This is a genomic window from Cupriavidus sp. SK-3, from assembly GCF_000611145.1.
Lineage (GTDB): Bacteria > Pseudomonadota > Gammaproteobacteria > Burkholderiales > Burkholderiaceae > Cupriavidus.
Window position 1 is genome coordinate 15,759 of sequence record NZ_JFJV02000274.1, and the last position, 26,069, is coordinate 41,827.

30 protein-coding genes are annotated in these 26,069 nt (G+C 67.3%); 14 read left to right on the forward strand and 16 right to left on the reverse strand.

Annotated features, from left to right (window positions below):
- Positions 1–8: 8 nt before the first annotated feature.
- Together CF70_RS30115 and CF70_RS30120 are read right to left on the reverse strand one after the other, a co-directional pair.
- Positions 9–839 carry an acyl-CoA thioesterase gene (locus CF70_RS30115; RefSeq protein ID WP_035874315.1) on the reverse strand — a complete coding sequence of 277 codons (831 nt, stop codon included), beginning with the start codon at positions 837–839 and terminating at the stop codon, positions 9–11.
- 97 nt (positions 840–936) lie between these two features.
- Complete coding sequence (locus CF70_RS30120; protein WP_035874318.1) at positions 937–1,881, reverse strand: DMT family transporter; 945 nt, start codon at positions 1,879–1,881, stop codon at positions 937–939.
- Positions 1,882–2,001: 120 nt separating this feature from the next.
- Between CF70_RS30120 and CF70_RS30125 the strand changes: the two genes are divergently transcribed.
- The gene (locus tag CF70_RS30125) at positions 2,002–2,928 is read left to right on the forward strand and encodes a LysR family transcriptional regulator (protein WP_035874321.1); all 927 of its coding nucleotides are present in this window, start codon (positions 2,002–2,004) and stop codon (positions 2,926–2,928) included.
- A gap of 38 nt (positions 2,929–2,966) precedes the next feature.
- Here the strand turns inward: CF70_RS30125 and metW are convergent, their stop codons facing one another.
- On the reverse strand, positions 2,967–3,578 hold the full coding sequence (gene metW / locus CF70_RS30130) for a methionine biosynthesis protein MetW (RefSeq protein WP_035874324.1): 612 nt from the start codon (positions 3,576–3,578) through the stop codon (positions 2,967–2,969).
- Positions 3,575–4,747: a homoserine O-succinyltransferase MetX gene (metX, locus tag CF70_RS30135; RefSeq protein ID WP_035874327.1), complete on the reverse strand. Its 1,173-nt coding sequence runs from the start codon at positions 4,745–4,747 to the stop codon at positions 3,575–3,577. The genes metW and metX overlap by 4 nt, the downstream gene beginning before the upstream one ends.
- A gap of 354 nt (positions 4,748–5,101) precedes the next feature.
- On the opposite strand from metX, the gene creB reads away from it, so the two are divergent.
- From creB to CF70_RS30160, 5 genes are all read left to right on the forward strand, one after another.
- The gene (gene creB, locus CF70_RS30140; RefSeq protein ID WP_035874330.1) at positions 5,102–5,800 is read left to right on the forward strand and encodes a two-component system response regulator CreB; all 699 of its coding nucleotides are present in this window, start codon (positions 5,102–5,104) and stop codon (positions 5,798–5,800) included.
- Between the two features lie 36 nt (positions 5,801–5,836).
- Positions 5,837–7,279: a two-component system sensor histidine kinase CreC gene (creC, locus tag CF70_RS30145; RefSeq protein ID WP_035874332.1), complete on the forward strand. Its 1,443-nt coding sequence runs from the start codon at positions 5,837–5,839 to the stop codon at positions 7,277–7,279.
- Positions 7,280–7,380: 101 nt separating this feature from the next.
- Positions 7,381–8,796, forward strand: a complete 1,416-nt coding sequence (gene creD / locus CF70_RS30150) for a cell envelope integrity protein CreD (protein ID WP_035874336.1) — start codon at positions 7,381–7,383, stop codon at positions 8,794–8,796.
- Positions 8,797–8,811: 15 nt separating this feature from the next.
- Positions 8,812–9,369: a metal-dependent hydrolase gene (locus CF70_RS30155; RefSeq protein ID WP_035874339.1), complete on the forward strand. Its 558-nt coding sequence runs from the start codon at positions 8,812–8,814 to the stop codon at positions 9,367–9,369.
- A gap of 28 nt (positions 9,370–9,397) precedes the next feature.
- Complete coding sequence (locus tag CF70_RS30160; RefSeq protein WP_051649250.1) at positions 9,398–10,282, forward strand: DUF817 domain-containing protein; 885 nt, start codon at positions 9,398–9,400, stop codon at positions 10,280–10,282.
- Positions 10,283–10,318: 36 nt separating this feature from the next.
- Here the strand turns inward: CF70_RS30160 and slmA are convergent, their stop codons facing one another.
- From slmA to argB, 3 genes are all read right to left on the reverse strand, one after another.
- A complete protein-coding gene (gene slmA, locus CF70_RS30165) occupies positions 10,319–10,978 on the reverse strand; it encodes a nucleoid occlusion factor SlmA (RefSeq protein WP_035874342.1) in 660 nt (219 codons plus the stop codon).
- Positions 10,975–11,955 carry a pyrimidine 5'-nucleotidase gene (locus CF70_RS30170; protein WP_035874344.1) on the reverse strand — a complete coding sequence of 327 codons (981 nt, stop codon included), beginning with the start codon at positions 11,953–11,955 and terminating at the stop codon, positions 10,975–10,977. Before CF70_RS30170 ends, slmA begins: the two co-directional genes overlap by 4 nt.
- A gap of 61 nt (positions 11,956–12,016) precedes the next feature.
- Positions 12,017–12,934 (reverse strand): acetylglutamate kinase, encoded by a 918-nt coding sequence (gene argB / locus CF70_RS30175; RefSeq protein ID WP_035874470.1) that lies wholly within the window; start codon positions 12,932–12,934, stop codon positions 12,017–12,019.
- Between the two features lie 262 nt (positions 12,935–13,196).
- On the opposite strand from argB, the gene CF70_RS30180 reads away from it, so the two are divergent.
- From CF70_RS30180 to CF70_RS30190, 3 genes are read left to right on the forward strand one after another with little or no spacing between them, the layout of a single operon-like run.
- The gene (locus CF70_RS30180) at positions 13,197–13,772 is read left to right on the forward strand and encodes a sigma-70 family RNA polymerase sigma factor (protein ID WP_035874347.1); all 576 of its coding nucleotides are present in this window, start codon (positions 13,197–13,199) and stop codon (positions 13,770–13,772) included.
- Between the two features lie 24 nt (positions 13,773–13,796).
- Entirely contained in the window at positions 13,797–14,024 is a 228-nt protein-coding gene (locus tag CF70_RS30185) for a zf-HC2 domain-containing protein (RefSeq protein WP_035874350.1), read from the forward strand.
- Positions 14,021–14,239 carry a cysteine-rich CWC family protein gene (locus tag CF70_RS30190; protein WP_035874353.1) on the forward strand — a complete coding sequence of 73 codons (219 nt, stop codon included), beginning with the start codon at positions 14,021–14,023 and terminating at the stop codon, positions 14,237–14,239. Before CF70_RS30185 ends, CF70_RS30190 begins: the two co-directional genes overlap by 4 nt.
- Here CF70_RS30190 and CF70_RS30195 read toward each other — a convergent pair whose 3' ends face one another.
- Positions 14,240–14,752: a DMT family transporter gene (locus CF70_RS30195; RefSeq protein ID WP_035874356.1), complete on the reverse strand. Its 513-nt coding sequence runs from the start codon at positions 14,750–14,752 to the stop codon at positions 14,240–14,242.
- A gap of 95 nt (positions 14,753–14,847) precedes the next feature.
- Between CF70_RS30195 and CF70_RS30200 the strand changes: the two genes are divergently transcribed.
- Complete coding sequence (locus CF70_RS30200) at positions 14,848–15,783, forward strand: LysR family transcriptional regulator (RefSeq protein ID WP_035874360.1); 936 nt, start codon at positions 14,848–14,850, stop codon at positions 15,781–15,783.
- Between the two features lie 34 nt (positions 15,784–15,817).
- Here the strand turns inward: CF70_RS30200 and CF70_RS30205 are convergent, their stop codons facing one another.
- Complete coding sequence (locus CF70_RS30205) at positions 15,818–16,297, reverse strand: copper chaperone PCu(A)C (protein ID WP_035874363.1); 480 nt, start codon at positions 16,295–16,297, stop codon at positions 15,818–15,820.
- Positions 16,298–16,476: 179 nt separating this feature from the next.
- Between CF70_RS30205 and CF70_RS30210 the strand changes: the two genes are divergently transcribed.
- Both CF70_RS30210 and CF70_RS30215 read left to right on the forward strand, forming a co-directional pair.
- On the forward strand, positions 16,477–17,892 hold the full coding sequence (locus tag CF70_RS30210; protein WP_035874366.1) for an ATP-binding protein: 1,416 nt from the start codon (positions 16,477–16,479) through the stop codon (positions 17,890–17,892).
- Positions 17,889–18,500: a response regulator transcription factor gene (locus CF70_RS30215; RefSeq protein ID WP_035874369.1), complete on the forward strand. Its 612-nt coding sequence runs from the start codon at positions 17,889–17,891 to the stop codon at positions 18,498–18,500. Before CF70_RS30210 ends, CF70_RS30215 begins: the two co-directional genes overlap by 4 nt.
- An 89-nt stretch (positions 18,501–18,589) precedes the next feature.
- Here the strand turns inward: CF70_RS30215 and CF70_RS30220 are convergent, their stop codons facing one another.
- The 3 genes from CF70_RS30220 to CF70_RS30230 all read right to left on the reverse strand — a co-directional run bounded on the left by CF70_RS30220 (position 18,590) and on the right by CF70_RS30230 (position 20,037).
- Entirely contained in the window at positions 18,590–18,886 is a 297-nt protein-coding gene (locus tag CF70_RS30220; protein WP_035874372.1) for a hypothetical protein, read from the reverse strand.
- A gap of 290 nt (positions 18,887–19,176) precedes the next feature.
- Positions 19,177–19,380 (reverse strand): CsbD family protein, encoded by a 204-nt coding sequence (locus CF70_RS30225; RefSeq protein ID WP_035874473.1) that lies wholly within the window; start codon positions 19,378–19,380, stop codon positions 19,177–19,179.
- A gap of 75 nt (positions 19,381–19,455) precedes the next feature.
- Positions 19,456–20,037 carry a hypothetical protein gene (locus CF70_RS30230; RefSeq protein ID WP_035874375.1) on the reverse strand — a complete coding sequence of 194 codons (582 nt, stop codon included), beginning with the start codon at positions 20,035–20,037 and terminating at the stop codon, positions 19,456–19,458.
- Positions 20,038–20,292: 255 nt separating this feature from the next.
- Here CF70_RS30230 and CF70_RS30235 point away from each other — a divergent pair, with 255 nt between their 5' ends.
- The gene (locus tag CF70_RS30235) at positions 20,293–20,844 is read left to right on the forward strand and encodes a YcnI family protein (protein ID WP_051649244.1); all 552 of its coding nucleotides are present in this window, start codon (positions 20,293–20,295) and stop codon (positions 20,842–20,844) included.
- A gap of 66 nt (positions 20,845–20,910) precedes the next feature.
- On the opposite strand, the gene hslU is transcribed toward CF70_RS30235, so the two are convergent.
- The 4 genes from hslU to CF70_RS30255 form a co-directional block, all read right to left on the reverse strand.
- Positions 20,911–22,242, reverse strand: coding sequence for an ATP-dependent protease ATPase subunit HslU (gene hslU / locus CF70_RS30240; protein ID WP_035874378.1), 1,332 nt, complete (start codon positions 22,240–22,242; stop codon positions 20,911–20,913).
- A gap of 89 nt (positions 22,243–22,331) precedes the next feature.
- Positions 22,332–22,868 carry an ATP-dependent protease subunit HslV gene (hslV, locus tag CF70_RS30245; RefSeq protein WP_006162714.1) on the reverse strand — a complete coding sequence of 179 codons (537 nt, stop codon included), beginning with the start codon at positions 22,866–22,868 and terminating at the stop codon, positions 22,332–22,334.
- A 240-nt stretch (positions 22,869–23,108) separates the two neighbouring features.
- Positions 23,109–24,095, reverse strand: a complete 987-nt coding sequence (locus CF70_RS30250; protein ID WP_035874382.1) for a tripartite tricarboxylate transporter substrate-binding protein — start codon at positions 24,093–24,095, stop codon at positions 23,109–23,111.
- A gap of 284 nt (positions 24,096–24,379) precedes the next feature.
- Positions 24,380–25,279 carry an alpha/beta fold hydrolase gene (locus CF70_RS30255; protein WP_035874384.1) on the reverse strand — a complete coding sequence of 300 codons (900 nt, stop codon included), beginning with the start codon at positions 25,277–25,279 and terminating at the stop codon, positions 24,380–24,382.
- 230 nt (positions 25,280–25,509) lie between these two features.
- On the opposite strand from CF70_RS30255, the gene CF70_RS30260 reads away from it, so the two are divergent.
- Complete coding sequence (locus tag CF70_RS30260; RefSeq protein WP_152561961.1) at positions 25,510–25,986, forward strand: Fur family transcriptional regulator; 477 nt, start codon at positions 25,510–25,512, stop codon at positions 25,984–25,986.
- Positions 25,987–26,069 lie beyond the last annotated feature (83 nt).

Below are 26,069 nucleotides of genomic sequence, written 5' to 3' on the forward strand. Positions count from 1 at the left end.
TAGCGCGCTTACTGCTTGTAGTAGACGATCTGGTGCGAGGTCGCGAGCAGCTCGCCCTGCGGGCTCCAGATCTGCGCACTCTGGTCGAAGAAGCCCTGGCGGAACACCTGGGCCTGGGCGCTGCCCAGCACATGGCTGTCGCCCAGCGCGGCCAGCGTGGGCGCGTCCGCATGGAAATACGTGGTCAGTGACACCGTGCCGGCCGGTACGAAGCCGGCGCGCTTGAGAAAGATGCGCGGGTAGAAGGTGTCGCACCACGCCGCCATCGCGGCAAAGTCCGGCGTGCGCGCCGGCGCGTCGCGCAGCCAGAACTGCGTCAGGCTGTCCGGATGCTCGGTGCCCGATTCCGCGCTCGGCTTGGCGCCGCGCACCGGCCGCAATTCGTAAGCATCCAGCCAGCGCACCTTCGCGAAGCCCGACATGGGCGCCACGGCCTGCGCGGGCGGCACTTGCGGGAACACCGCCTCGCCGCAGTTCCAGGTCTCGCGGCGCACCGCGAAGAAGGCGGTGGCGGTGGTGGCCACCTCATCTCCCTGGCGCAGTTCGATGGACCAGTGCTGGGTGTTGCGGTTGGTACGCACCGGACGCGCCTCGATCACGAACGGCCCTTCGACGATCGGTCCGGCGAAGTTGACGGTCAGCGCGGACGGGTCGCCCAGCCGGGCGGGATGCTGCAGCACTGCCTGCAACAGGGTGGCCGCCGTGATGCCACCGAAGGGGCCGATCATGTTCCAGTAGGCGGGCGTGGTGCGTCCGTGGAACAGATTGTCGCCCGCCGGCTCCAGCGCGATCGCGTGGTCGAAGGAATGGACGATCTGGCTGGCTGACGTGGCTGACATGTTGGGGACCAAAAAAGTACGATCGTTCGATAATACTGCAAACGATGGACGGGCGCTGGCGCCGTCGTTCGAACTTCCCCTCCAGTCCGGCGCCGCTTCAGCCCTGCGCCCGTGCGTGCCGGAACGGATTCCAGCCCAGCTGGTTGCCGATCACCGCCAGCAGGATCAGCGCCATGCCGGCCACTTGCAGCGGCGTGAGCACGACCCCGAACACGAGCACGTCGATCACGATGGCCACCAGCGGGTACACGAAGGACAGCGTGGCGATCGACAGCACGTTAAGGCGCTGGAAGGCGCCGTACAGTAACGTGTACATCACGCCGGTATGTACCAGGCCCAGCGCCAGCAACGCCCCCCAGGTGCGCCCGCCGAACGTCTCCACCGCCGGGTGCGCGAGCGGGAACAGCAGGACCACCCCCATCACCATCTGCAAACCCGCGATCTGCCCTGCCGGAATGCCCTTGAGGCGGCGCGTGGCCATGGTGGTGACGGCGTACAGCAAGGCCGCCAGCATCGCCAGCGCCACCCCGTACAGCATGCCGCCGCTGGCGCCGCCTTGCTCCAGCCCGGTGATCAGCACCACCCCGCCAAAGGCCAGCACCAGCCAGGCAAGCCGCCCGGGGGAGATGGCCTCGCGCTGGAACAGCGCCGCCAGCAGCAACAGGAAGAATGGCTGGGTGTGATAGACAACCGTGGACACCGATATACCGCTATACGAATAGGCGGAGAACAGGGCCAGCCAGTTGAGGATCAGCGTGACACCGCCGAGAGCCAGCCATCCCCAGTCCTGGCTGCGCATGGGCTGCCAGCCGCGGCGCAGGGCCAGCGTGCCCAGCAGGGCGGCGCCGCCGAAGATGCAGCGGAAAAACACAACGTCCAGCGGCGACTGTCCGCTGGTCACGACGAACCAGCCGATGGTGCCCGACAGGGTCATGGCGGCCACCATGCGCCACGCGCCGCCGCGCCGGACCGGTTCCGTGGCCGGAGGTGCCGCTTCGGCGGCCGGCGAAGCGGCGGCGGTGCCGGATTGATTAATGTTCATGGGAGTCTCCTGCGTACTTCGTGCCAATGGCCGCTATTGTTCCACCATGCAGGCAGGTCAACAATCCGCCCGATAAGCAATTACCATTTGACCTGTAGTCACAAATTCAGGAGACAGGCCATGCCAATCGCGCAGCTGAACGCCATGGCGGTATTCGCCAGGGTGGTGGAATGCGGCAGCTTCTCCGCCGCCGCCCGCGAGCTAGGCATGACGCCTTCGGCCGTCAGCCGCCATGTGACACGGCTGGAGGCGGCCATCGGCGGCAGCCTGTTGCAGCGGACCACGCGCGCCTTCGCCCTGACCGAACTGGGACAAGCGGTGCACGCCGCCTGCGCGCGCATGGTGGCGGCCGCGCAGGAGGTGAACACACTGGCCGGCGACCACGCCGGCACGCCGCACGGCCTGCTGCGGATCAGCGCGCCGGTGGTGTTCGGGCAGGCCTGGCTGGCGCCGCGGCTGCCGGCCCTGCTGGACCGCTATCCCGGGCTGGACCTGCAACTGACGCTGGCCGACCGCATGGTGGACCTGGTGGAAGAAGGCGTCGACGTGGCCATCCGCATTGCGCGCGAGCTGGCGCCGGGGCTGGCGGCGCGGCCGATTCGCGCGGTGCGTTACCGGCTGGTGGCCGCCCCGGACTGGCTGGCCCGGCATGGCACGCCCACCGAGCCGGCGGCGCTGCCCGGACATCGCTGCCTCTACCTGGGCTATGGCGCCTTCGGCGAACGCTGGAGCCTGCGGCACAAGGAGGACGGACAGACAGTGACGCTGCGCGTCCCCCCGCGGGTCACGCTCAACAACAGCGCGGCCATTGTCGCCATGGCACAGGCCGGCGGCGGCATCGGGCTGGTGCCCGACTTCTCCCCCGTGGCCGCGCTGGCGTCAGGCAGCCTGGTGCCGGTGCTGGACGACTGGGAAATCCTGGAGCCTTACGTGGGCACCGCCTTTGCGGTCTATACGCCGACGCGCCACCTCGCCCCCAAGGTCCGCGCCTTCATCGATCACCTCGTGATGCAGGCCGCCCTGGAACAGGGCGCGGCGGGCGCCTAGACAATGCTTCGCCGCGCCCTGCCCGCGCGCGTTCAGGTTCAGGTGGAACAGACGCGGTACACCGCCAGGCTGCCGCGCCAGTTCGAGCCCCAGTTGACGGTCACACCCTCGTGCATCACCACGCGATCGAGAATGCGCAGCCCGACCTTGGACGCCAGCGACTCGAAGTCGCTGATGGTCAGGACCCGCACGTTGGGCGTGTTGTACCACTGGTAAGGCAGCGCCTCCGACACCGGCATGCGCCCGCGGAAGACCGACAGCCGGTGCGGCCAGTAGCCGAAGTTGGGGAAGGACACGATGCATTCGCGCCCCACCCGCAGCGTCTCGCGCAGGACCTGCGCGGTGTTGTGGATGGTCTGCAGCGTCTGCGACAGGATCACCGTATCGAAGCTCTTGTCCTCGAACAGCGCCAGGCCGCCTTCCAGGTTCTGCTGGATCACGTGCACGCCCTTCTGCACGCACGCCAGCACGCCTTCGTCCTGGATCTCGATGCCGTAGGCCTGCACATCGAGCTCGTCCTGCAGCACGCGCAACAGGCTGCCGTCGCCGCAGCCCAGGTCGAGCACGGTGGAGTTGGGCTCGATCCAGCGCGCGATGGCGCGGAAGTCTGGGCGCAGCGCCAGGATATTGGGGTTGGCCGCGGCATTCATGCGCCTATCTCCTCGGCGATGCGTTCGTAGTAGGCGCGCATCAGGTTGTGATAGCGCGGGTCGTCGAGCAGGAAGGCGTCGTGGCCGTGCGGTGCATCGATCTCCGCGTAGCTGACCGGACGCTTGTTGTCGAGCAAGGCCTTGACCAGCTCGCGGCTGCGATTCGGCGCGAAGCGCCAGTCGGTGGTGAAACTGGCCACCAGGAAGCTGGCCTGGGTCTGCGACACCGCGCGCGTGAGATCGCCGCCGAAGGCCAGCGCCGGATCGAAGTAATCGAGCGCGCGCGTGATCAGCAGGTAGGTGTTGGCATCGAAGTACTCGGCGAACTTGTCGCCCTGGTAGCGCAGGTAGCTCTCCACCTGGAACTCGACGTCGAAGGAGAAGCGGATATCGTCGGTCTTCAGTTCGCGGCCGAATTTCTCCGCCATGTCCTCGTCGGACAAATACGTGATATGGCCGATCATGCGTGCCACGCGCAGGCCGCGCTTTGGCTTGACGCCGTGCGCGTAGTAATTGCCGCCGTGGAAGTCGGGGTCCGACAGGATGGCGCTGCGCGCCACCTCGTTGAAGGCGATGTTCTGCGCCGACAGCTTGGGCGTGGAAGCCACCACGATGCAATGGCGCAGCCGCTCCGGATACATCAGGCTCCAGGCCACCGCCTGCATGCCGCCGAGGCTGCCACCCATCACCGCGGCAAACTGGCTGATGCCGAACCTGTCCGCCACACGCGCCTGGGCGTTGACCCAGTCTTCCACCGTGACCACCGGGAAGGTGGCGCCGTAGGGCTGGCCTGTAGCGGGATTGGGGCTCATCGGCCCGGTCGAGCCGAAGCACGAGCCGAGGTTGTTGACGCCGATGACGAAGAAGCGGTTGGTGTCGAGCGGCTTGCCGGGCCCGACCATGTTGTCCCACCAGCCCACGTCGCGCAGGTCGTGCGCGTACACGCCGGCCACGTGGTGCGAGGCATTGAGCGCATGGCACACCAGCACGGCGTTGGAGCGCGCGGCGTTGAGCGTGCCGTAGGTCTCGACCATCAGGTCGTAGTCGGCGATCGAGGTGCCGTTGCGCAGCTTCAACGGCTCGGGAAAATGCATGCACTGCGGCTCGACAATGCCGACCGAGTCGGACGGCAGGGCCAGCGCGGCAAGAGGCGGAGCTACGTCTGTCATGGAATAGGCCCGTTGGCAAACGGGCGTAAAAAAACCCGACCGGCATTGCGTGGACGTTGCGTGCACATGACATCAAACATGGCATCAACGATGGCGCAGCCAAATCGGGTTTTGCACGGGTCTTGCGTCCCGCGTGCCGGTGCCTTGCGTGGCAGGGTACCGACCCACCTCTTTAGCCGCATTTATATTGGCTGCCGGTTTCCCCCGAATCAGTGACTCCAGGGGTTACCATGCCGCCGCGCGCCCGCAAGCCAGTCATCAAATCGGCGCGACCCGCTTATTATAGAGCAAACCAACGCGGCGGCGGCGCGCCACCGCAACCATTCCAGAACCGAGCCCGAGCCGAGCCCAGCCTTGACGAAATCACCCAGCATCCTGGTCATTGAAGACGAATCCGCGATCGCGGACACCATCCTCTATGCGCTCGCGACAGACGGCATGGCGGTGGAGCATTGCGCGCTCGGCGGCGCGGCGCTGGAACGCCTGCGCGCGCAGGCGCCGGACCTGGTGATCCTGGACGTGGGCCTGCCCGACATCAACGGCTTCGAAGTCTGCCGCACCTTGCGCACCTTCTCCGATGTGCCGGTGATCTTCCTTACCGCGCGCAACGAGGAAATCGACCGCATCGTCGGGCTGGAGATCGGCGCCGACGATTACGTCGTGAAGCCGTTCTCGCCGCGCGAACTGGCGGCGCGGGTGCGGGTGATCCTGCGGCGCACCGGCATGCGCGCCGCGCAGGCAACCCCCGCGCAGGAAGCCGCTCCGCCCGATGGCTTCACGCTCGACGCCGACGGTGCGCGCCTGGCCTGGCGCGGCCAGTGGCTCGACCTCACCCGCTACGAATACCGGCTGCTCGCCTTGCTGCTGCAGCATCCCGGGCGCATCTATTCGCGCGCGCAGCTGATGGACCTGGTCTGGCATGACGCGGTCGACACCATCGACCGCACCGTCGACACCCATATCAAGACCGTGCGCGCCAAGCTGCGCGCGCTCGACGCGGAGTGCGACCCGATCCGGACCCATCGCGGCATGGGCTATTCGCTCACACGCTGAACCGCGCCTTCCCTCCCCTCTCACCTACGGCCACGCATGCATATCGGGCTTCGCATCTTCTTCGGCTTCTTCCTGATCGTCGGGCTGGCGGCTTTTCTCACGCTGCGGGTGTTCGTGCAGGAGGTCAAGCCGGGCGTGCGGCAAGCCATGGAGGACACGCTGGTCGATACCGCGCATGTACTGGCGGTGCTGGCCGCCGACGACATGAAGAACGGCCGCATCGCCAACGGCGCCTTCGCCCGCCGGCTGGCGCGGCTGCGCGAGGACAAGGTCGATGCCAGTGTGTGGGGCATGCACAAGGATGCGGTGGGCTACCGTATCTACATCACCGACGAACGCGGCATCGTGCGCTTCGATTCCGGCGAGGCGGCCGTGGGCGCCGACTACTCGCGCTGGAACGATGTCTACCGCACGCTGCGGGGCGAGTACGGCGCGCGCAGCACGCGCGCCAATCCGGATGACGACGCCAGCACGGTGATGCACGTGGCCGCGCCAATCCGCGACGGAAACAAGACCATCGGCGTGCTGACCGTGGCCAAGCCCAACGTGACCATGGCGCCTTTCATCGAGCGCAGCCAGCGCAAGATCCTGCTCAACGGCCTGTTACTGATGGGCGGCGCGTTCGTGATCGGCCTGGGCTGCACGCTGTGGCTGGTGCACGGCCTGCGCCGCCTGCAGCGCTACGCGCGCGCGGTGGCCGCCGGCGAGCGCGCCGAGATGCCGTTGCGCGGCGCCAGCGAGCTGGCCGAGCTGGGGCGCTCGGTGGAAAGCATGCGCCTGCGGCTGGAGAACAAGCAATACGTCGAGCACTACATCCACACGCTCACGCATGAAATGAAGAGCCCGCTGGCGGCCATCAGCGGCGCGGCCGAACTGCTGCAGGAGGACATGCCCGCCGCCGACCGCAGCCGCTTCGTCGCCAACATCCGGCGCCAGGCGCAGCGGCTGGAGGAAATGATCCGCAAGCTGCTGGCGCTGGCGGCGCTGGAGCAGCGGCAGAGCCTGGAGACGCACGAGCCGGTTGCGCTGCTGGCGCTGATCGAGCAGTTGCTGCACGAACTGGAGCCGCGCGCGCGCCAGCGTGGGCTGGCCCTGCGCCTGCTGCCGCCGGCCCACCCCGCGCCGGCGGTAAAAGGCGACCGCTTCCTGCTGCACCAGGCGCTGGCCAACCTGCTGGAAAACGCGCTCGATTTCGCCCCGCCGGCGAGCGTGGTGGAAATCGCCGTGGAGCGCCGCGACGGCCCGCCCAATACGATCGCCGTGCGCGTCACCGATCACGGCCCGGGCATTCCCGACTACGCATTGCCGCGCCTGTTCGAGCGCTTCTATTCGCTGCCGCGCCCTGGCGGCCAGGACAAGAGCACCGGGCTGGGCCTGTGCTTCGTAAGCGAGATCGCCACGCTGCATCGCGGCGAGATCGTGCTGGCCAACCGCGCGGAAGGCGGGGCCTGCGCCACACTGACCTTGCCCGCCGCGTAGCGGCTTCACACTCGCCACACAATCGCTTCACGCAGGCTTCCTTGGCGGCTCACACGGGAGTCCTAAGCTCGCGGCATCGTCACTCCCGCGCGCCTGCCGCCATGAACCGAAGCCTGTTTTTCAAGTCCGCCATCACCGCGCTGCTGATCCCGCTGATCCTGATCCCGCTGCATCTCGTCGGCAACGCGGTACAAGACCGCAAGCATTACCGCGAAGAAGCAGTACGCAGTGTCTGGCAAAGCTACGCCGGCCCGCAGACCCTGACCGGCCCGGTACTGGTGCTGCCTTACAAGGAAATCCTGCGCGTGGCGGACAACAGCGACCCTAAGCGGCCCAATGCCACCATGCTGCAGGCCGAGGCCGGGCAGGTACTGGTGTTCCCCACCACGCTGCGGGTCAAGGGCGAGGTGACGCCAAGCGAGCGCTATCGCGGCATCCACAAGGTGCTGGTGTACGAGATGCAGAGCCGCTGGCAGGGCACCATCGCGCTGCCCGACCCGGGCGAGCTGCCGCGCTCGGTCGGCCATGTGGGCTTCGAGTTGGGGCAGCCCTACATCGCGATCGGCATCAGCGACACGCGCGGCCTGATGGCGGCGCCCACGTTCGAACTCGACGGCAAGGCGCTGAAGCTGGAGCAAGGCGTGCGGCTGAAGAGCCTGACGCAAGGCCTGCATGCGGAGATCGACCTGCCGTCGGCCAAATCCGCGAAACCGGGCCTGGACGGCAGGTCCGCGCAGGCGCAGCGCGTGGTGTCGTTCTCGCTGACCTTGCCGCTGCTGGGCGCGCAGTCGCTGGCCTTTACGCCGGTGGCCGACCAGAACGACATCTCGATCGACTCCGCCTGGCCGCATCCGAGTTTCGATGGCGATTTCCTGCCGCGCACCCGCAGCGTGAACGCGCAAGGCTTCCACAGCAACTGGAGCGTGACCTCCTACAACACCAAGGTCCGCAACCAGCTCGCCGGTCCGGGCGACGGCACGCTCGAATCGGTTTCCGTGACGCTGATCGATCCGGTCAACATCTACCTGCAGGCCGAACGCGCGGTGAAGTACGGCGCCATGTTCGTGCTGCTGACCTTCGCCGGCTTCTTTATGTTCGAGCTGGTCAAGCGCCTGCGCATCCATCCCATCCAGTACCTGCTGGTAGGCCTGGCGCTGGCGGTGTTCTTCCTGTTGCTGCTGAGCCTGTCCGAGCATATCGCCTTCGCCCTGGCCTACCTGGCGGCCAGCGCCGCGTGCATCGGGCTGCTGGGCTTCTACCTCTCGTTCGTGCTGCAGAGCTGGCGGCGCGGGCTGGCCTTCGCCACGCTGCTGACCGTGCTGTACGGCGCGCTCTATGGCCTGCTGCTGTCGGAGGACAACGCGCTGATGCTGGGCTCGCTGCTGCTGTTCGTGATCCTGGCCGCCATCATGGTAATGACCCGGCGCATTGACTGGTACGCGGCGGGCGCCGCCTGGCAGCCGCAGCGCGACAAGCCCGCCACGGGCGTGGCCGCCGAAACCACCGTGCAAGCCTGAGCGGAGGGGAACGCCATGCCCACCTACCTCCATTGCGCCCCGCCGCTCGCCCTGGCCGCCGCGCTAGGCCGGCGCAGGGTGCCGGCAAGCCTGATGCTGGCCGGCGTCGCGGCCAGCGTGCTGCCCGACGTCGACATGCTCAATGTCTGGTATGCCGGGGTGCGCTACAACAGCGTGCTGGGCCATCGGGGCCTGACGCACTCGCTCGGCTTCGCGCTGGCGCTCGGCCTCGTGGCGGCGCTGGCGGCAAGGCGCTGCGGCTGGCGGCGCGGCATCGCCTTCCTGTTCGTGGCCTTGAGCACCGTGTCGCACCCCCTGCTGGACCTGCTGACCGACCGCGGCATCGGCACGGCGCTGTTCTATCCGTTGGCGGACCAGCGCGTGACGCTGCCGTGGCGGCCGCTGCCGCTGACCGGCGCCGGGCTGTTCGGCGCGACGCGCTTCTGGCTGGAATGCCTGTGGATCGGCTTGCCGCTGATGACGCTGGCGGCGTCCGGTGTTGCGCTGCGCCAGTGGATCGAGCGTGACAAGCCAGCCCGGCATCGTGCGCTCGCACGCGCCTGTGCAGATTGAGGCCAACATGATCACCGCTACGAAACGCATGCCCAATCCGTTCCTGCTGCACAGCGGCCGGACCGCCGCATCCAACCGGCTCGACCGCCTGCTCACCGCGCCCCGCCCCGGTCTGGCGCTGGCCGGGGCGCGCCGCGGACTTTGCGAGTTTCTCGCCTTCGGCGTCAAGGAGGCGCGCTCCTGCCTGTTCGCGGGACTGTTCTTCCTGGCGGTCTTCGCCGTGCCGCGCGGCGGCTGGATGGGCATCCCGCGCTACGACCTGCTGCTGGCGGCGGCAGTCGTGATCCAGGCAGCGATGGTGTGGGCACGGCTGGAGACGATGGACGAACTCAGGGCCATCAGCCTGTTCCACGTGGTGGGTTTCGCGCTGGAGGTTTTCAAGACATCGGGCGGCATCCAGTCGTGGAGCTATCCTGACTTTGCCTACACGAAGGTACTGGGCGTGCCGCTGTTTTCAGGCTTCATGTACGCGGCGGTGGGCAGCTACATCATCCAGGCCTGGCGCATCCTGGACGTGCGCGTGCGGCACCATCCGCCGCACTGGATGGCCGGCCTGATGGCGGCGCTGGTGTATGCGAACTTCTTCACGCACCACTATATCGGCGACTACCGCTGGTACCTGGCGTGCGGCATTGCCGGCCTGTATGCGCGCAGCACGGTGCGCTTCCGCCCGCTGGACCGGGAGCGCGAGATGCCGCTGCTGCTGGCGTTCGTACTGATCGGCCTGTTCGTCTGGATCGCGGAGAACATCAGCACGTTCTTCGCGGTGTGGCGCTACCCCAACCAGCTGGGTGCGTGGTCGGCGGTGCATGTGGGCAAATGGAGTTCGTGGTCGCTGCTGATCGTGATGACGTTCACCATCGTGGCCAACCTGAAGCACATCAAGGCCAGCATTCATGTGCCGGCGGCCTGAAGGAGAGGCGGCCCCGGGCGGGGCCACCCGCGGCACCTAGCCCAGCAGCACGCGCAGTTGCGCGTCCGCATTCTCGCTCGGGAGCTTGCGGAAGCCGCTCTTGGCGTAGCGATGCCAGTGGCCCTGCACGGTCGCCATGATCAGCGCCGCGCGCACCGGCACGTCGGCGTCGGGCGGGAACGCGCCCTGGGTGATGGCGACCTTGAGGCACTGCCGCAGCGAGGCCTCGATGCGGTCCACCAACTGGTTGATGCGCTCCTGCAGGCGATCATGCTCGCCCACCAGCGCTTCGCCGGTCAGCACGCGGGTCATGCCTGGATTCTTCTCGGCGAAGGACAGCAGCATGCGCACCACGGCATGCGCCTGGCGCAGCCCATGCTCTTCCTGGGTAGTGATCTGGTTGATCAGGCCGAAGACGGTCTGCTCGATAAAGCCGATCAGGCCCTCGAACATCTGCGCCTTGCTGGCGAAATGGCGGTACAGCGCCGCCTCGGAAACACTGAGCTTGGCGGCCAGCGCCGCGGTGGTGACTTTTTCCCCGCGCGGCACTTCCAGCATTCCGGCCAGCGTCTGCAGGATCTGCACCCGCCGCTCGCCCGGACGCGGGCGTTTGCGTGCCGGCGCCCCGTCCGCGCCTGCGCCCTGCCCGGCCGCGGCCGGAGCCGCACCCGATGGGCGCCCGTTACTGTGCATCATGACCCTATTCTCCGAATTCGTCGTTGGAGTTGATGCATGGATTGTACTTTTACGTTCACATAACCGGGGCGATTTACGATGCGCGCCCGCACGCGCGGCGCCGATGCCGGCAACGCTTGCGGCGCCGTCTTGCCTTGCGGCCGCGACGGCGGGTCCTGCGTCTCGGCCGCCACCAGCGTCACCGAATGCTCTTGCGCGGCGTGCCCGGCATGCTGCCGGTCCTCGGCGTCCAGCGTGCTGCGCAGCACGGCGTCGCCGCTGACGCCGCCCGCCGCCGCGCTGGCTGGCATCGGCACATCGTGCGGGCGCGATGGCGCCAGCGTGCGCAGGTAGCCCGTCACCCAGGCAGTGCGAATGCCCGTGCCGGCATAACGCTTGAGGTGGGACAGCGTGTCCTCGACCAGCACCGCCCGGTGCGGCGCCACGCCTTGCTGGGCCAGCAGGCGGCGCAGCATGCGGCGGTCCGGCTTGGGCCGCAGGTGTCCATGCACCCACATGTCCTCAATGGCGACCACGCGCTCAAAACAATGCTGGATACCGGCCACCTGCATGACGGCGCGCGCATATTGCGCCGGTGCGTTGGTCACCAGGATCTTGCGCCCCGGCAAGCGGCGCAGGTGGCCGGCCAGGCCCCGCCGCACGCGCACCATTTCCGCCAGTTCGGGGAAATCATGCGCGGCGCGCAGGAAGTCGGCCGGATCCACGCCGTGGTGGCGGATCATGCCGAGCAGGGTCGCGCCATAGCGCTGCCAGTACTTCACCCGTACCTCGCTGGCGGTGGCCTCGTCGCTGCCCAGCACGCGCGCGACATACGCCGTCATCAACTGGTTGATGGCGGGAAAGATCGCGTGCGACGCGTCATGCAGCGTGTTGTCGAGGTCGAACAGCCAGACCGTGCGGCCGGAATTGTCGCCCGCGGGGCGGCGTCGGCGCGCACCGCGCAGGCTGCGGCGCAAGGGCGGGGAAGTAGATGGCACGCGGGAAGGAAAGAGGGGGGTGAGGCGGCAGCGCGCGGCGCGCGCTGCCGGGAGATGCGTTCTAGTGCGAACGGATCATGGTACCGAACGCTTGTTCGGTCAGGATTTCGAGCAACAGCGAATGTTCGATGCGGCCATCGATGATGTGCACCGAATTGACGCCGCTCTTGGCCGCGTCCAGCGCCGACGAGATCTTCGGCAGCATGCCGCCGGAGATGGTGCCGTCGGCGAACAGTTCCTCGATCTCGCGCGCCGAGAGGTCGGTCAGCAGGTTGCCGGACTTGTCCATCACGCCCGGGATGTTGGTCATCATCACCAGCTTCTCGGCCTTGAGGATCTCTGCCATCTTGCCGGCCACCACATCGGCGTTGATGTTGTAGGCCTGGCCGTCGTCGGAGAAACCGATCGGCGAGATCACCGGGATGAAGGCATCGTCCTGCAGCGCCTTGACCACGGCCGGGTTGATCGCTTCGATGTCGCCCACGTAGCCGATATCGATGAAGGCGCCGGGATTCTCGCGGTCCGGCATCTTCAGGCGCTTGGCGCGGATCAGGCCGCCGTCCTTGCCGGTCAGGCCCACGGCCTGGCCGCCGTACTGGTTGATCAGCATGACGATGTCCTGCTGCACTTCGCCGCCCAGCACCCATTCGACCACTTCCATGGTCTCTTCATCGGTGACGCGCATGCCCTGGATGAAGGTGCCGACCTTGCCGACTTTCTTCAGGGCTTCGTCGATCTGCGGGCCACCACCGTGGACCACGACCGGATTCATGCCGACCAGCTTGAGCAGGATCACGTCGCGCGCGAAGCCGTGCTTGAGCTTTTCCTCGGTCATCGCGTTGCCGCCGTACTTGACGACGATGGTCTTGCCGTGAAACTTGCGGATATAGGGCAGCGCCTCGGCGAGGATTTCGGCCTTGAGGGCTGGGGCAATTGCGGCCACCGCGGTAGCGGCAGGCCCAGGGGTGTCGGCGTTCATGGCAAGGGACATCCGTGAGATTCAACAGGTATCATGGCAATTCTGACCGGCGGTGGGCAACGGGTTCCAGGCATTCCAGACCCCGCATTGACCACATCCGGCCGCGGCAGGCGCCGATTTTACAAGAAACCGCGCCGCACGCGTGCAGACGCTGGTGCGGCAGTGGCGCAAAACCGGTGCATGCGTACTGCGGCGCACCATGGCGTCCTATCCACGCAACAGTCGGCTGACAGTTTCCCACCACCGGACAGCGGCAAGAAAAATGAGCCTGCACCCCGACGATCTTAACGCCCTGCGCCCCCATCTGCTGCGCTTCGCGCGGCTGCAACTGCGTGACCAGGCGCTGGCCGAGGATACCGTCTCCGACACCCTGGTGGCCGCGCTGGAGCACCCGGAGCGCTTCAGCGGCCAGTCCGCGCTGAAGACCTACCTGATCGGCATCCTCAAGCACAAGATCATCGATACGCTGCGCAGCGGCCGGCGCGAAGTGCGCCTGGCGCTCGGCGGCGACGAGGACGGCGAAGCCCAGTCGGATATCGACGCGTTCGACGCCCTGTTCGCCAAGAACGGCCACTACCATACGCCGCCTTCCGACTGGGGCAACCCCGACCGGACGCTGGAGCGTCGCGAGTTCTTCGAGATCCTGCAGCTTTGCGTGGACAAGCTGCCAGCCAAGATTGGCCGGATTTTCATGATGCGGGAATGGCTGGAACTGGAAACCGAAGAAATCTGTCAGGAACTGGAGATCACGACGACCAATGCATGGGTCATGCTGTACCGCGCCCGCATGCGCCTGCGCGAGTGCCTGGAACTGAACTGGTTCGGGCAAAAGGCATGACCGCCTGCCCGACCAAAGGAAGCCATGTCTGATACGCCACCACGAGACTCCCTGCTGCCGAACTGCCGCGAGATCCACCGCCTGACCATGGAAGGCATGGACCGCCCGCTCAGCTGGATCGAACGCGTGCGCATGCGCGGCCACTTGGCCATTTGCGACGCCTGCACCCATTTTTCGGCCCAGATGCGGCTGATGCGCGCGGCCATGAGCCGGCTGGGCCTGGACGACGAGCCGCCCAAGGACAATCCGTGAGCGATCCCGCCACGGTGCTGACGGGGCAATTGCGCCCGGTCGAGCATTGCAGCGCTTGCGGCGCCGGCTTTGTGTGCGGCTACGCCGCCGGCCTGCCGGAATGCTGGTGCGCCAGCCAGCCGCTCTTGCCCGCCCGGCGCATCGTGCCGGGCCAGCACTGCCTGTGCCCGGCGTGCCTGGGCCGCCGCCGCGAGGAGGCCGGCGGCCCGGCCTGATTAGCTGGCTGCCGGCGCCGGGCTGGCCGCGCCGGTCCCGGCGAACTGCATCACCACCACGCCCAGTACCACCAGCAAGGCGCCGGCCAGACGTCCCGGCGTCACCGCGCGCACCGCGAAGCCGGCCAGGCCGAACTGGTCGAGCAGCAAGGCCCCCGCCATTTGCCCCGCCACCACCGCCGCGATAAAGCCGCCGGCGCCCAGGCGCGGGGCCAGCACCAGCGCCGCCGAGATATAGAACACGCCCGCCACGCCGCCTGCCCACATCCAGGCCGGCCCGCGCGCCGCCAGCGCCAGCGCCGGCATGGGCGCCCTGAGCAGCAACAGCAGCGGCAGCACCGCCATCAGGCTGACCAGCAGCGAGGCCACGGTCGCCCACAGCGGGTGGCCCAGGCTGCGCCCGAGCATGGCATTGGCGCCCGCCTGGAAGGGGATCACCGCCCCGGATGCAATGGCCACCAGTACGGGGATGAGGCCGGTCAGTGCCGGCGAAAAGTTACTGATTCCTGGCATCGGGGCATCTCCATGCGGACAAATTTGATGCCCCCAGTGTGAAATATTGCGCCGCGAATTTCCAATTCTCGTTTCATAGCGTTAATATGCGCCGCATGAATGATCTACGCGGTATCGACCTGAACCTGCTGGTGGTGCTGGAAGCACTGCTGGCCGAACGACATATTTCGCGCGCGGCGCTGCGGCTGCACCTGAGCCAGCCCGCCGTCAGCCATGCGCTGGGCCGCCTGCGCCAGTTGCTGGACGACCCGCTGCTGGTGCGCGGCCAGGGTGGCCTGGTGCCCAGCGCGCGCGCCCATGAACTGGCGGGGCCGCTGGCCGAGGCGCTGGCGCAGGTGCGCATCCTGCTGGGGCCGTCCGGCTTCCAGCCCGCCACGGCGCGCCGCAGCTTCCGCCTGGCCATGTCCGACTACGGCGCCATGGCACTGCTGCCCGGCCTGCTGCGCGCGGTGCGCAAGATCGCACCGGGGATCGACCTGGTGGTCAGCCAGGCCAGCCGCGAGGCCATGACGGCCAAGGTGGCCGACGCAGAGATCGACCTGGCGCTGGGCGTGTTCGCGCAGACGCCGGAAGGCGTGCGCAGTACCGAACTGTTCGAAGAAACCTATGCCTGCATGGTGGACGCGGCCACGGTGCGCGGCCTGGGCAAGCTGGATCAGGTCGCCTACCTGGCCCGCTCGCATGTGCTGGTGGCAGCCCACAGCGAGCGCGTGGATGCCATCGATGCCGCCGTGGCCAAGGTCGGCGGGCGGCGCAAGATCGCCTGCGTGTTGCCCCACTGGAGCGTGGCACCGGCGTTGATTGCCGGCACCAACCTGGTCCTGACCACGGCGCGCCGCAGCCTGGCCGCGTTCGAGGAGGACCCGCGCTTCGCGGTGTTCGATCCGCCCTTCCCTTTGCCGGGCTTTGTCTTCAGCCTGATCTGGCACGACCGCACCGACGCCGATCCCGGCCATAGCTGGTTGCGCGAGCGCGTCATGGCGGTGGCCGCCGGGGACGAACCCGACGACGCGATCAGCCTGCGCAGCTAGGCAGCAGCCGGGCTGCCTGGCCGCCCGTAGCGCTTCAGTGCTTGTGGTCGCCGTGCGAGCTGGCGGCAGGCGCCGCGGCAGCAAGGTCGCGCACTTCGGCGTCGACCTTCTGCTCGATCACCTTGCCGCCTTGTTCGATCTTGAGCGTAAGCGGCACGGTATCGCCCTTCTTCAGCGGCGCCTTGAGGCCCATCAGCATCACGTGATAGCCGCCCGGCTTGAGTTCGACATCCTGCATGCGCGGCAGGTCGAGCGCGCCGATGGCGCGCATGCGCATCACGTTGCCATCCATCTTCATCTCATGGACCTCGGCCGTGGCGGCCGCCGGCGTGCTCACGCCGACCAGCTTGGCGGGCTCGTGGGCATGCAGGGTCATGAAGACGCCGGTGGCGGTCTGCGCCGGCACGGTGCCGCGCGCCCAGGCGTTGCTGACGTCGACCTGGGCGAAAGCGGCGTTCGAGCACAGCGCGGCGAGCAGGGCGGCGGGCACCGCGGCGAGGAATCTGGCTTGCATCGGGATCATCTCCACTGAACTTCACAAAGGAATCATTAGACCATGTCGTCCATGGCGGTGCGAGCCAGGCGGCAAGCCCCGCAGCTAACCGGCCAGTCTGGCAGCGCCTGGGCCGCCGACCAATGCGGCACGGTGTCGCACAGGGCGGGCCCGGCCCTTGTCGTTGTTAAACTCGCGGCATGGATACCACCGCAGCCGTGCCGCCAGACACGGCCACCTCCCACCCCGGCCCCGCCACGAGCCACACTGCGGGCTTTGCCCCGGTGCGCCACAACCTCATGAGCCTGCGCCGCCTGTTCTGGCTGCGCTGGGCGCTGATGGGCGGGCAGTCGGTGCTGCTGGTGTCTTGCGAGGCAGTGGCCGGCGTGATCCTGCCATACAGCCCGCTGCTGGCGATCCTCTCCCTGCAAGCGGTGTTCAACCTGCTGACGGGCCTGCGCATGCGCATGCATGGCGGCCGCGGCACCATGCCCAGCGACGCAGAGCTGATGGGCCAGCTGATGGTCGACCTGACGGCGCTGTCGGCCAACCTGTTCTTCACCGGCGGCGCTACCAATCCCTTTGTGTCGTTCTACCTGCCGGGCCTGGCAATCGCGGCCGCCATCCTGCCGTGGCGCAACGTGATCGCGCTCGCGGTCTACGCGATGGCCTGCTACAGCCTGATGCTGATCGAGTATGTGCCGCTGAACCTGCGCAACCCGGACAATGCCGTCAACTACCACCTGGCGGGCATGTGGCTCAACTTCGTCGCCAGCGCGACCATGATCGCGGTGTTCGTGGCGCGGCTGTCCGGCGTGCTGCGCCAGCGCGATGCCGAACTCAACCTGGCGCGCGAGCAGTTGCTGCGCGACGCGCGCGTCGAAGCGCTGAACGACCAGGCCGCCGCGGTCGCCCACGAGATTGGCACGCCGCTGGCCACGCTGGCGGTCATCGCCGGCGAGTTGCGCGCCGATGCCGCGGACCCGCGCCTGGGCGGCACGCGGGTGTCCGCCTACCTGCCGGACCTGCAGACCATGGAACAGCAGCTGGAGCTGTGCAAGTCGATCCTGGCGCGCCTGCGCGACGACCACGAGACCGCGGCGCCGCAGCGCATCGATGCGTGGCTGGACGGCTACGTCGAGCGCTGGCAGTTGCGCCACCCGCATGCCCGCCTCGAAGCCAATGCCATCGGCGAGGCAGCCGCGCTGCCGGTCGAGGCCGCGCGCGTCGGGCAGATCCTGACCATCCTCCTGGACAACGCCGCGCGCAGCCAGCTGGCCGCGGGGCACGAGCAGATTCCGCTGCGCCTGGCCATCTCCCTGGAGAACCACGGCGCGCTGCCTGCGCTGACGTTCCGCGTGACCGACCGCGGCCTCGGCATCCCGCCGTCGCAACGCGCCCGGCTGGGCGAAGCCCCGGTGGCCAGCATGCACGGCGGCCAGGGCATCGGCGTGTACCTGGCGCAAAGTGCCGCCCAGCAAATGGGAGGGCGGCTGGCCTGGCACGACCATCACGAAGGCGGCACCGTGGCCGAACTGCGCCTGCCCGCCCCCTCTGCGGCATCCTTCCCGGATGCCGCTCCGTTTGCCTCACCCCTGACAACGAATCCGCGATGACCGACGCCCTCAATAATCCCGCCGCCGACGGCGCCAGCGACGGCGCGCCCTTCCTGGTCGTCGACGACGATGCCGTCTTCGCCGGCGCGCTGGCGCGCGCGCTGACGCGCCGCGGTTATGCGGTGCAGATCGCGCACAACCGCCAGCAGGCGCTGGCACTCGCCGCGCAAACGCCGTTTGCCTATATCACCCTGGACCTGCACCTGAGCGCGCCGCCGGAAGCCGGCAGCACCGCGCCGGCGGAGTCCGGCCTGCAACTGGTCGCCCCGCTGCGGGCCGCCTTGCCCGATGCGCGCATCCTGGTGCTGACCGGCTACGCCAGCATCGCCACCGCGGTGGCGGCGGTCAAGCATGGGGCTGACGAATACCTGGCCAAGCCGGCCAATGTGGATTCGATCCTGACGGCGCTGATGGCAGGGGTATCGGAAGACGCGGCCGAAGCCGCCATGGAGGAGCCGGTGCCGCTATCGGTGGCACGGCTGGAGTGGGAGCATATCCAGCGCGTGCTGGCCGAGCACGACGGCAATATTTCCGCCACCGCGCGCGCGCTCAACATGCACCGGCGCACGCTGCAGCGCAAACTGGGCAAGCGGCCAGTGTCGCGCTAACGTCCGCTAACGTCCGCTAACGTCCGCTGGCGTCCGCTAGCGCCAGTCGCACGGCGGCCGCTTGCGCAGCGGCTCGCCGCTGCCCGCGCTCAGAGGCGCAACTGCACGTAGTCCCAGTCCAGATCGTCCTCCCGGCCGGCGGCTTGCTCGGCCACGCGCAGGGCGTCGCTGGCATGGCGATCGGCACGCGAGCCCAGGTCGCCGGCCTGCACCGCCAGTTCCACCGCAGCTTGCGGGGCGGCGCGAGTGTGCACGGCAGGCTTGAGCGCCACGGACGCGCCCGACTGGCGCAGCGCGGGCGCCGCCTCCGGGCGCGCGCACAGGAACACGGTTGCGGCGGCGAGGCCGCACAGCACCCCGAACGAAGACAGTAGCTCGCGTTTCATTTCGGTTCTCCTGCCTGGTTGGTTTGTGAGTGGGTGGATGCGGCCTGTGAGCGGCGGTGGCGGCGAATTCGCGAATCCGCTTGGGAGCGGTCGGGATTCCGTGACTCGCGGAACCGGCGCCGCGCCGCTGAAAACCCGCCGGACATGCATCGCGGCGGGTGGTAACCGGCCGGCTGCGCTCATTGGACCGAGCTGGCCGCCACTTTGGCATTGCATCGCTGTGCGCACCAGTGCGCTTACGAATGCTTACCTGCTTTACTTTTGTCTTTTTATCTTTACTTTTTTAAGCTTTACCAGCGTGTGTCACGCTCCCACGCCTTCAGCTCATCTTCCACGCGCTCCTTGGTATAGCCGTAGCGCTCCTGAATCCGGCCGGCAAGCTGATCCCGCTTGCCCTGGATCTGAATAAGGTCGTCGTCGGTGAGCTGGCCCCACTTCTCCTTCACCTTACCCTTGGCCTGATCCCACTTTCCTGCGATCTGATCCCAATTCATGGTCGACTCCTGGTTCGTGTCTGCCGCGATCAGCCCGCAGACGGGCTGATCGGGCATTACGCGCGTGGCTATGACTTACTTGGCGTACTTGGTCTTCACGTTGGCCTGGCACTTGTCCTTGGCATCGCCGGACATGGCATCGCACTTTTCCTTGTCAGCCTTGTAGGCGGCTTCCACTGTGTCCTTCCTGGCATCGGCGCGCGCTTCGGCTACGTCCGTGCTGGTGCCGGTAGCGGCAGCCTTCTCGACCTTCGCCACGCCGAGGGCTTGCTCGTGGGCAGCCTTGGCTTCCTTCACGCACACGTCCTTGTCATTGCCCTTCTTGTCGTCGCACTTTTCCTTGGCCACGCTGTAGTCGCCATCCGCCTTGACCTTGTCCGCCTTGGCGCGCGCCTTTTCCGTGCCATCGCGGACGGCCTCGGCGTTGGCCTTGGCCACGTCTTCGTCGCGCTTGGCTTCCTTCACGCAAACGTCCTTGGCGTTGTCCTTGAGGCTGTTGCACCGGGCGCGTGCAGCCTTGTAGTTGGCGTTAGCGGTTTTCACGGCCGCGTCGTAGTCCGCTTTGGAACCTGCTGGTGCGGCATGCGCCAGCGTGAAGGCGGCAGGGCCGGCAAACATCATCGAACACACTGCTGCGCTCAGCCATTTCTTCATCATGTCGTGCTCCTTTTCAGTGGCGGAATATTGTGGAAAGCGGCCTGGTCGCCAGGCACCTGCCTGGTGCGATCCGCGTTTGCCCACACCGTAGATACAGAGTACGTACAGGCCCTTCCCACAATCAGGTGTCACGCTCCGAAAGCCGCGTAAGACAAATCCGACATGATTCCCGGGCCACACAGCCCTGCGGCGCTCCGCCGCAGCGCCGAGGAGCGCCATCGGCGCTAGACTGGCGCGCTTCCCAGGAGAATCCACATGACCGCATCCCGCCTGCTGCCCGCAGTAACCATCGCGCTGGCCTCGCTCGGCGCAAGCTGGGCTCCCGCAGCGCTCGCGCACATCGTGTTCGAGCAGAAGACCGCCACCGCCGGCAGCTACTTCAAGGGTGCGCTGATGGTGGGCCACGGCTGCAACGGCAGCGCCACGCGCGCCATTACCGTGACGATCCCGGAAGGCGTGCAAGGCGCCCACCCACAACCCAAGGCAGGCTGGCAACTGGAGGTGAAGCGCGCGCCGCTGGCCAAGCCCTATACCTCGCACGGCAAGACCGTGAGCGAGGACGTGCGCACGCTGCGGTGGTTCGCCGGCTCGCTGGCCGACGCGCATTTCGATGAGTTCGTGATGTTGATGAAGCTGCCGGAGCAGGCTGGCAAGCTGTATTTTCCGGTGGTGCAGGAGTGCGAGGACGGCCGCACCGAGTGGACACAAATCCCCGCCGACGGCCAGAGCCTGCGTGAGCTGAAAACGCCTGCGGCGGAACTGGAACTGACCGCGCCGATGCCGGCGGGGCATGTGCACGCGCATTGAACGGACGCAGCAAGCGACAAAAAGGGCGCACCGTGATGCGCCCTTTTTGATGCTGACTGCTATCGACTACAGCACGTAGCGCGACAGGTCTTCGTTGCCGGCGAGATCGCCCAGGCGTTCGTCCACATAGGCCGCATCGATGGTGACCGTCTCGCCCGAGGACCTGGTGGCGTGGAAGGACAGGTCCTCCAGCAGCCGCTCCATGACCGTGTACAAGCGGCGCGCGCCGATGTTCTCGACCTTCTCGTTGACCGAGAAAGCAATCTCGGCCAGGCGGCGGATGCCGTCCGGCGCGAACACCAGCTGGACCTGCTCGGTGTTCAGCAGCGCCTGATATTGCTTGGTCAGGCTGGCGTCGGTCTGGGTCAGGATGGCTTCGAAGTCGGAAACCGACAGCGATTCCAGCTCGACCCGGATCGGGAAGCGGCCCTGCAACTCGGGGATCAGGTCGCTGGGCTTGGACAGGTGGAAAGCACCCGAGGCAATGAACAGGATGTGGTCGGTCTTGATCATGCCGTACTTGGTGTTGACCGTCGTGCCCTCGACCAGCGGCAGCAGATCGCGCTGCACGCCCTGGCGCGACACCTCGCCGCCGCCCAGTTCGCTGCGGCTGGCGATCTTGTCGATCTCGTCCAGGAACACGATGCCGTTCTGCTCCACATTGGCGACCGCCTTGTGCTTGACCTCTTCGTCATTGAGCAGCTTGGCGGCTTCCTCGTCGATCAGCAGCTTGAAGGCCTCGTGCACCTTCATCTTGCGGCGCGCCTTCTTGCCCTGGCCGAGGCCCGCGAACATGGTGCGGATCTGCTCGGTCATGTCTTCCATGCCCGGCGGGCCCATGATGTCCATATTGGGCGAGCCGGCGGAAACCTCGAGCTCGATCTCCTTGTCGTCGAGCTGGCCTTCGCGCAATTTCTTGCGGAACACCTGCCGGGTGTTGGAATCCTTTTCCTCGGGCTGGTTGAAGCCGATATCGCGCGGCGGCGGCAGCAGTACGTCGAGCAGGCGGTCCTCGGCGGCTTCCTCGGCCTTGGTGCGCACCTTTTTCATTTCGGATTCGCGGGCTTGCTTGACCGCCATCTCGGCGAGGTCGCGCACGATGGTGTCGACGTCGCGGCCCACGTAGCCCACCTCGGTAAACTTGGTGGCCTCGATCTTGATGAACGGCGCATCGGCCAGCTTGGCCAGGCGGCGCGCGATCTCGGTCTTGCCGACGCCGGTCGGTCCGATCATCAGGATGTTCTTGGGCGTGATTTCCTGACGCAGGGGCTCTTCCACCTGCTGCCGGCGCCAGCGGTTGCGCAGCGCGACCGCTACCGCCTTCTTGGCCTTGTTCTGGCCGATGATGTGCTTATCGAGTTCGGAAACGATTTCCGACGGGGTCATGGTATGCGACATGGTATCCGTTCAGTGGAAGACGGGCCGGAGCGCGGCGGCCCCCGGTCCCAGGCGGCCGCGCGTCAAGGGACTGCGCGGCCGTCCGACGCTCATTCCAGCGTCTCGATGACGAAATTGGTGTTGGTGTAGATGCAGAGTTCGCCGGCGATGCCCAGCGACTTCTCCACGATGTCCTTGGGCGAAAGCTCGGTGTTCTCCACCAGCGCCTTGGCCGCCGACTGCGCGTAGGCACCGCCCGAGCCGATCGCGGCCACGCCGCCCTCGGGGTCGAGCACGTCGCCGTTACCGGTGATCACCAGGGTGGTGTCGCGGTCGGCCGTGATCAGCATGGCTTCGAGCCGGCGCAGCGCGCGGTCCGAGCGCCAGTCCTTGGCGAGGTCGACGGCGGCGCGGGTCAGGTTGCCCTGGTACTTCTCCAGCTTGGCCTCGAAGCGATCGAGCAGCGAGAAGGCATCCGCGGTGCTGCCGGCAAAGCCGACCAGTACCTTGCCGTTGTAGATGCGCCGCACCTTGCGTGCGGTGCCCTTCATCACAATATTGCCAAGAGTGACCTGGCCGTCACCGCCGACTGCAACCTGGTTGCCGCGCCGGACGCTGACGATGGTAGTGCCGTGATACTGTTCCATGGTGCCTTCGCGAGAATATGTCTTGGACGTAGGTGGCGACGGGGGCGGCCGAATTCAAGGGCCACCGCGCCGGCCATCCCTGGCGCCCCCTGCCGGACCGAAAGCAACCAGATCAATATAGACGAGGCGGCCACAGCAAGCGCGGGCACGCGGCAAGCCGGGGGATGAAAAAGCAAAAAGGCCACGCATCGCGCGTGGCCTTTTCTGCATCCGGGGCTTGCACCCCGCGGGTGGCGGCAATCAGTCCGCGTAGACGCCGGCCTTCTTGATCACCGGGCTCCACTTGCCGATTTCCGCCGACAGGAAGGCCTTCAGCGAATCGGGCGTGGCGCGCTGGGCGGGCACCGCCTCCGCACCCAGCTCGGCCATCTTGGCGCGGAAGTTCGGGTCCGTCACGGCCTTCTGCAGTGCGGCGGAGAGCTTGTCCACCACCGGCTTGGGCGTGCCCTTGGGCGCGTACATGGCGTGCCAGATCTTCACTTCGACACCAGGCAGGCCCTGCTCGGCGGCCGTCGGGATGTCCTTGAAGGCTTCCACGCGGCGGCTCTGCATGGCGGCGTACGGCTTGAGCGCGCCCGCCTTGAGCTGGCCGGCGATATTGGTGGTCTGGTCGCACATCAGGTTGACCTGGCCGCCCAGGATATCGGTCAGCGCCGGCGCCGTGCCCTTGTAGGGCACCGTGGTCAGGTCGGTCTGGATCGCGCTCAGGAAGAGCAGGCCGCACAGGTGCGAGGCCGAGCCGATGCCGGCGTTGGCCATCGACAGCTTGCTGGCATTGGCCTTGATATAGGGCAGCAGTTCCTTGAAGCTGGCGGGCGGCAGGTTCTTGTTGCCGATCATCACCATCGGCACGTCGGCGATCTCGCCCACGGTTTCGAAGTCCTTGAGCGGATCGAAACCGAGGTTGCGGTACAGCGCCGGCGCGGTGGACATGCCGATATGGTGGATCAGGATGGTGTAGCCATCGCCCTTGGCCTGCGCGACCTTCTTGGCGCCGATGGTGCCGCCCGCGCCGCCCAGGTTCTCGATCACCATCGTGGTACCCAGGTGCTTGGACATGATCATGACCAGCTCGCGCGACACTTTGTCGGTCGGGCCGCCCGCGGCGAACGGCACCACCACCGAGACCGGCTTGCCGCCCGGGAACTCCTGTGCCTGCGCGCCCGCATGCATCCCCATCACGCCGACCGTCAGCGCGGCAGCCACAAACTGTGCAACTCGTTTCATGCTTTCTCCTGGATACCCTTCTGTTCCCGTCTCGGCACTGCCCCGGCCGGAGTGGCGCGCCCTGTCGGGCGCGGCCACCCCTGCGCCACCGGCCCGATCGGGGCGGCGGCGCCGACCATGACGCGGGCGCAGCGCATACGGCCGGCGCGGCTTGGGCCGCGCGACCGGAGCGCAATGCTAGCAATGTCGAAAAGTGGCAAATATCCGGAAATACCCGCTAAGACATTTCTTTGCCGCGGCACACCAAATGTACCCAAAGCGCCACAGACAGGTCTTGAGCTGGCTCAACAGAAGAATGCGAGCATTTCCTCCTGCAGCACCCCGGGCGCTTCCTCGGGGATGTAGTGCCCGCATGGGACCCCGCGGCCGCTGACATCGCTCGCCACCTCCTGCCACAGCGACAGCGGCTCGAAACAGCGCGCCACCACGCCGTGCTCGCCCCACAGCACGCGCAGCGGGCAATCGATCTGGCGGCCATCCGCGCGGTCGGCGCGGTCGTGGTCCAGGTCGATGGTGGCGGCCGCACGGTAATCCTCGCACATGGCGTGCACATGGGCCGGATCGCGCATGGCCGCCGTGTAGGCGGCCATCGCGTCGGGCACGAAGGGACTCAGGCCGGCGTGGCGCAGGCCCATCAGTTTGTTAAGGTAGAACTCCGGTTCGGCATTGATCAGCGTCTCCGGGAACGGCGCCGGCTGGATCAGGAAGAACCAGTGCCAATAGGCGGCGGCAAACGCCATGCTGGTGCGTTCGTACATGGCCAGCGTAGGGGCGATGTCGAGCAGCATGGCGCGCGAAACGCGACCGGGGTGGTCCACGCACAAGCGATGCGCCACGCGGGCGCCGCGGTCATGGGCACATAGCGCGAAGACGTTAAAGCCCAGGCGCGCCATCACCTCCACCTGGTCCTGCGCCATCGCGCGCTTGCTGTAGTTCTCGTGGCCGGTGTTGCCCGGCGGCGCACTGCTGCTGCCATAGCCGCGCAGATCGGTGGCAATGACGGTGAAACGGTCGGCCAGCGCCGGCGCCACCTTGTGCCAGATCAGATGGCTCTGCGGATGCCCGTGCAGCAACAGCAGGGGTGGGCCCGAGCCGCCCCGCACGCCAGCGATGGCGACCTCGCCAAGCTGCATGCGGAAAGGCTCGAAATTGGGAAACAGCAGGGCGCTGGCATCGTTCTGCATTCAGGTCTCCTCGGAATCTCCGGAAATTCGGCCGGTCTGCGGCGCCCATGCTTGCCCTTGCGCCTCGCGTGCCGCCTGCTGGCGATGATAGACGCAAAGCAGGCGGGCGGCGGCAAAGGCATCAAGCATCACCGAGTTGACGCAACTGAATTGCATCACCTGTGACGCTATGGTTAAATCGGTCCATGAGCAGCAGCCCCTCCCCCACCCAGGACATGCCTACCTCCGCCATGACACCCGCGCCGGGCACCCTGGACGCCGCCCACGAGCGCCTGCGCGAACTGGGCGCCCGTGTGACCCAGCCGCGCCTTGGCATCCTGGCCTGCCTGATGGAAAGCAATGAGCCGCTGACCCACCAGGCTGTGATCGACCGCATGCCGGCCGACGGCGAAGCGATCGACCGCGTGACCGTCTACCGCGTGCTCGACTGGCTGGTCGAGCAGGGACTGGCCCAGAAGCGGGCCGGCCACGACCGCGTATTCCGCTTCAGCCTGGTCGAGCACGAGGCAGCCCGCGCGCAAGTGCACCGGCAGCACAGCCATTTCCACTGCAACCGCTGCGACCGCACCTTCTGCCTGGACGGCGTCAGCGCGCCGGCGCAGGCCGCGCCCAAGGTGCCCAGCGGCTTTGCCGTGGAGCACGTGGAACTCACCGTCAACGGCGTTTGCGCCGAATGCGGCGCACGCACCCATGGCCGGCAAGGCTGAGCGAGGGGGCTGCTTGCCTGCCCCACACAAGAACGAAGTTATCCTGGCCACACTTGCCCGCGCACACGACAGGCCAAGCGGCA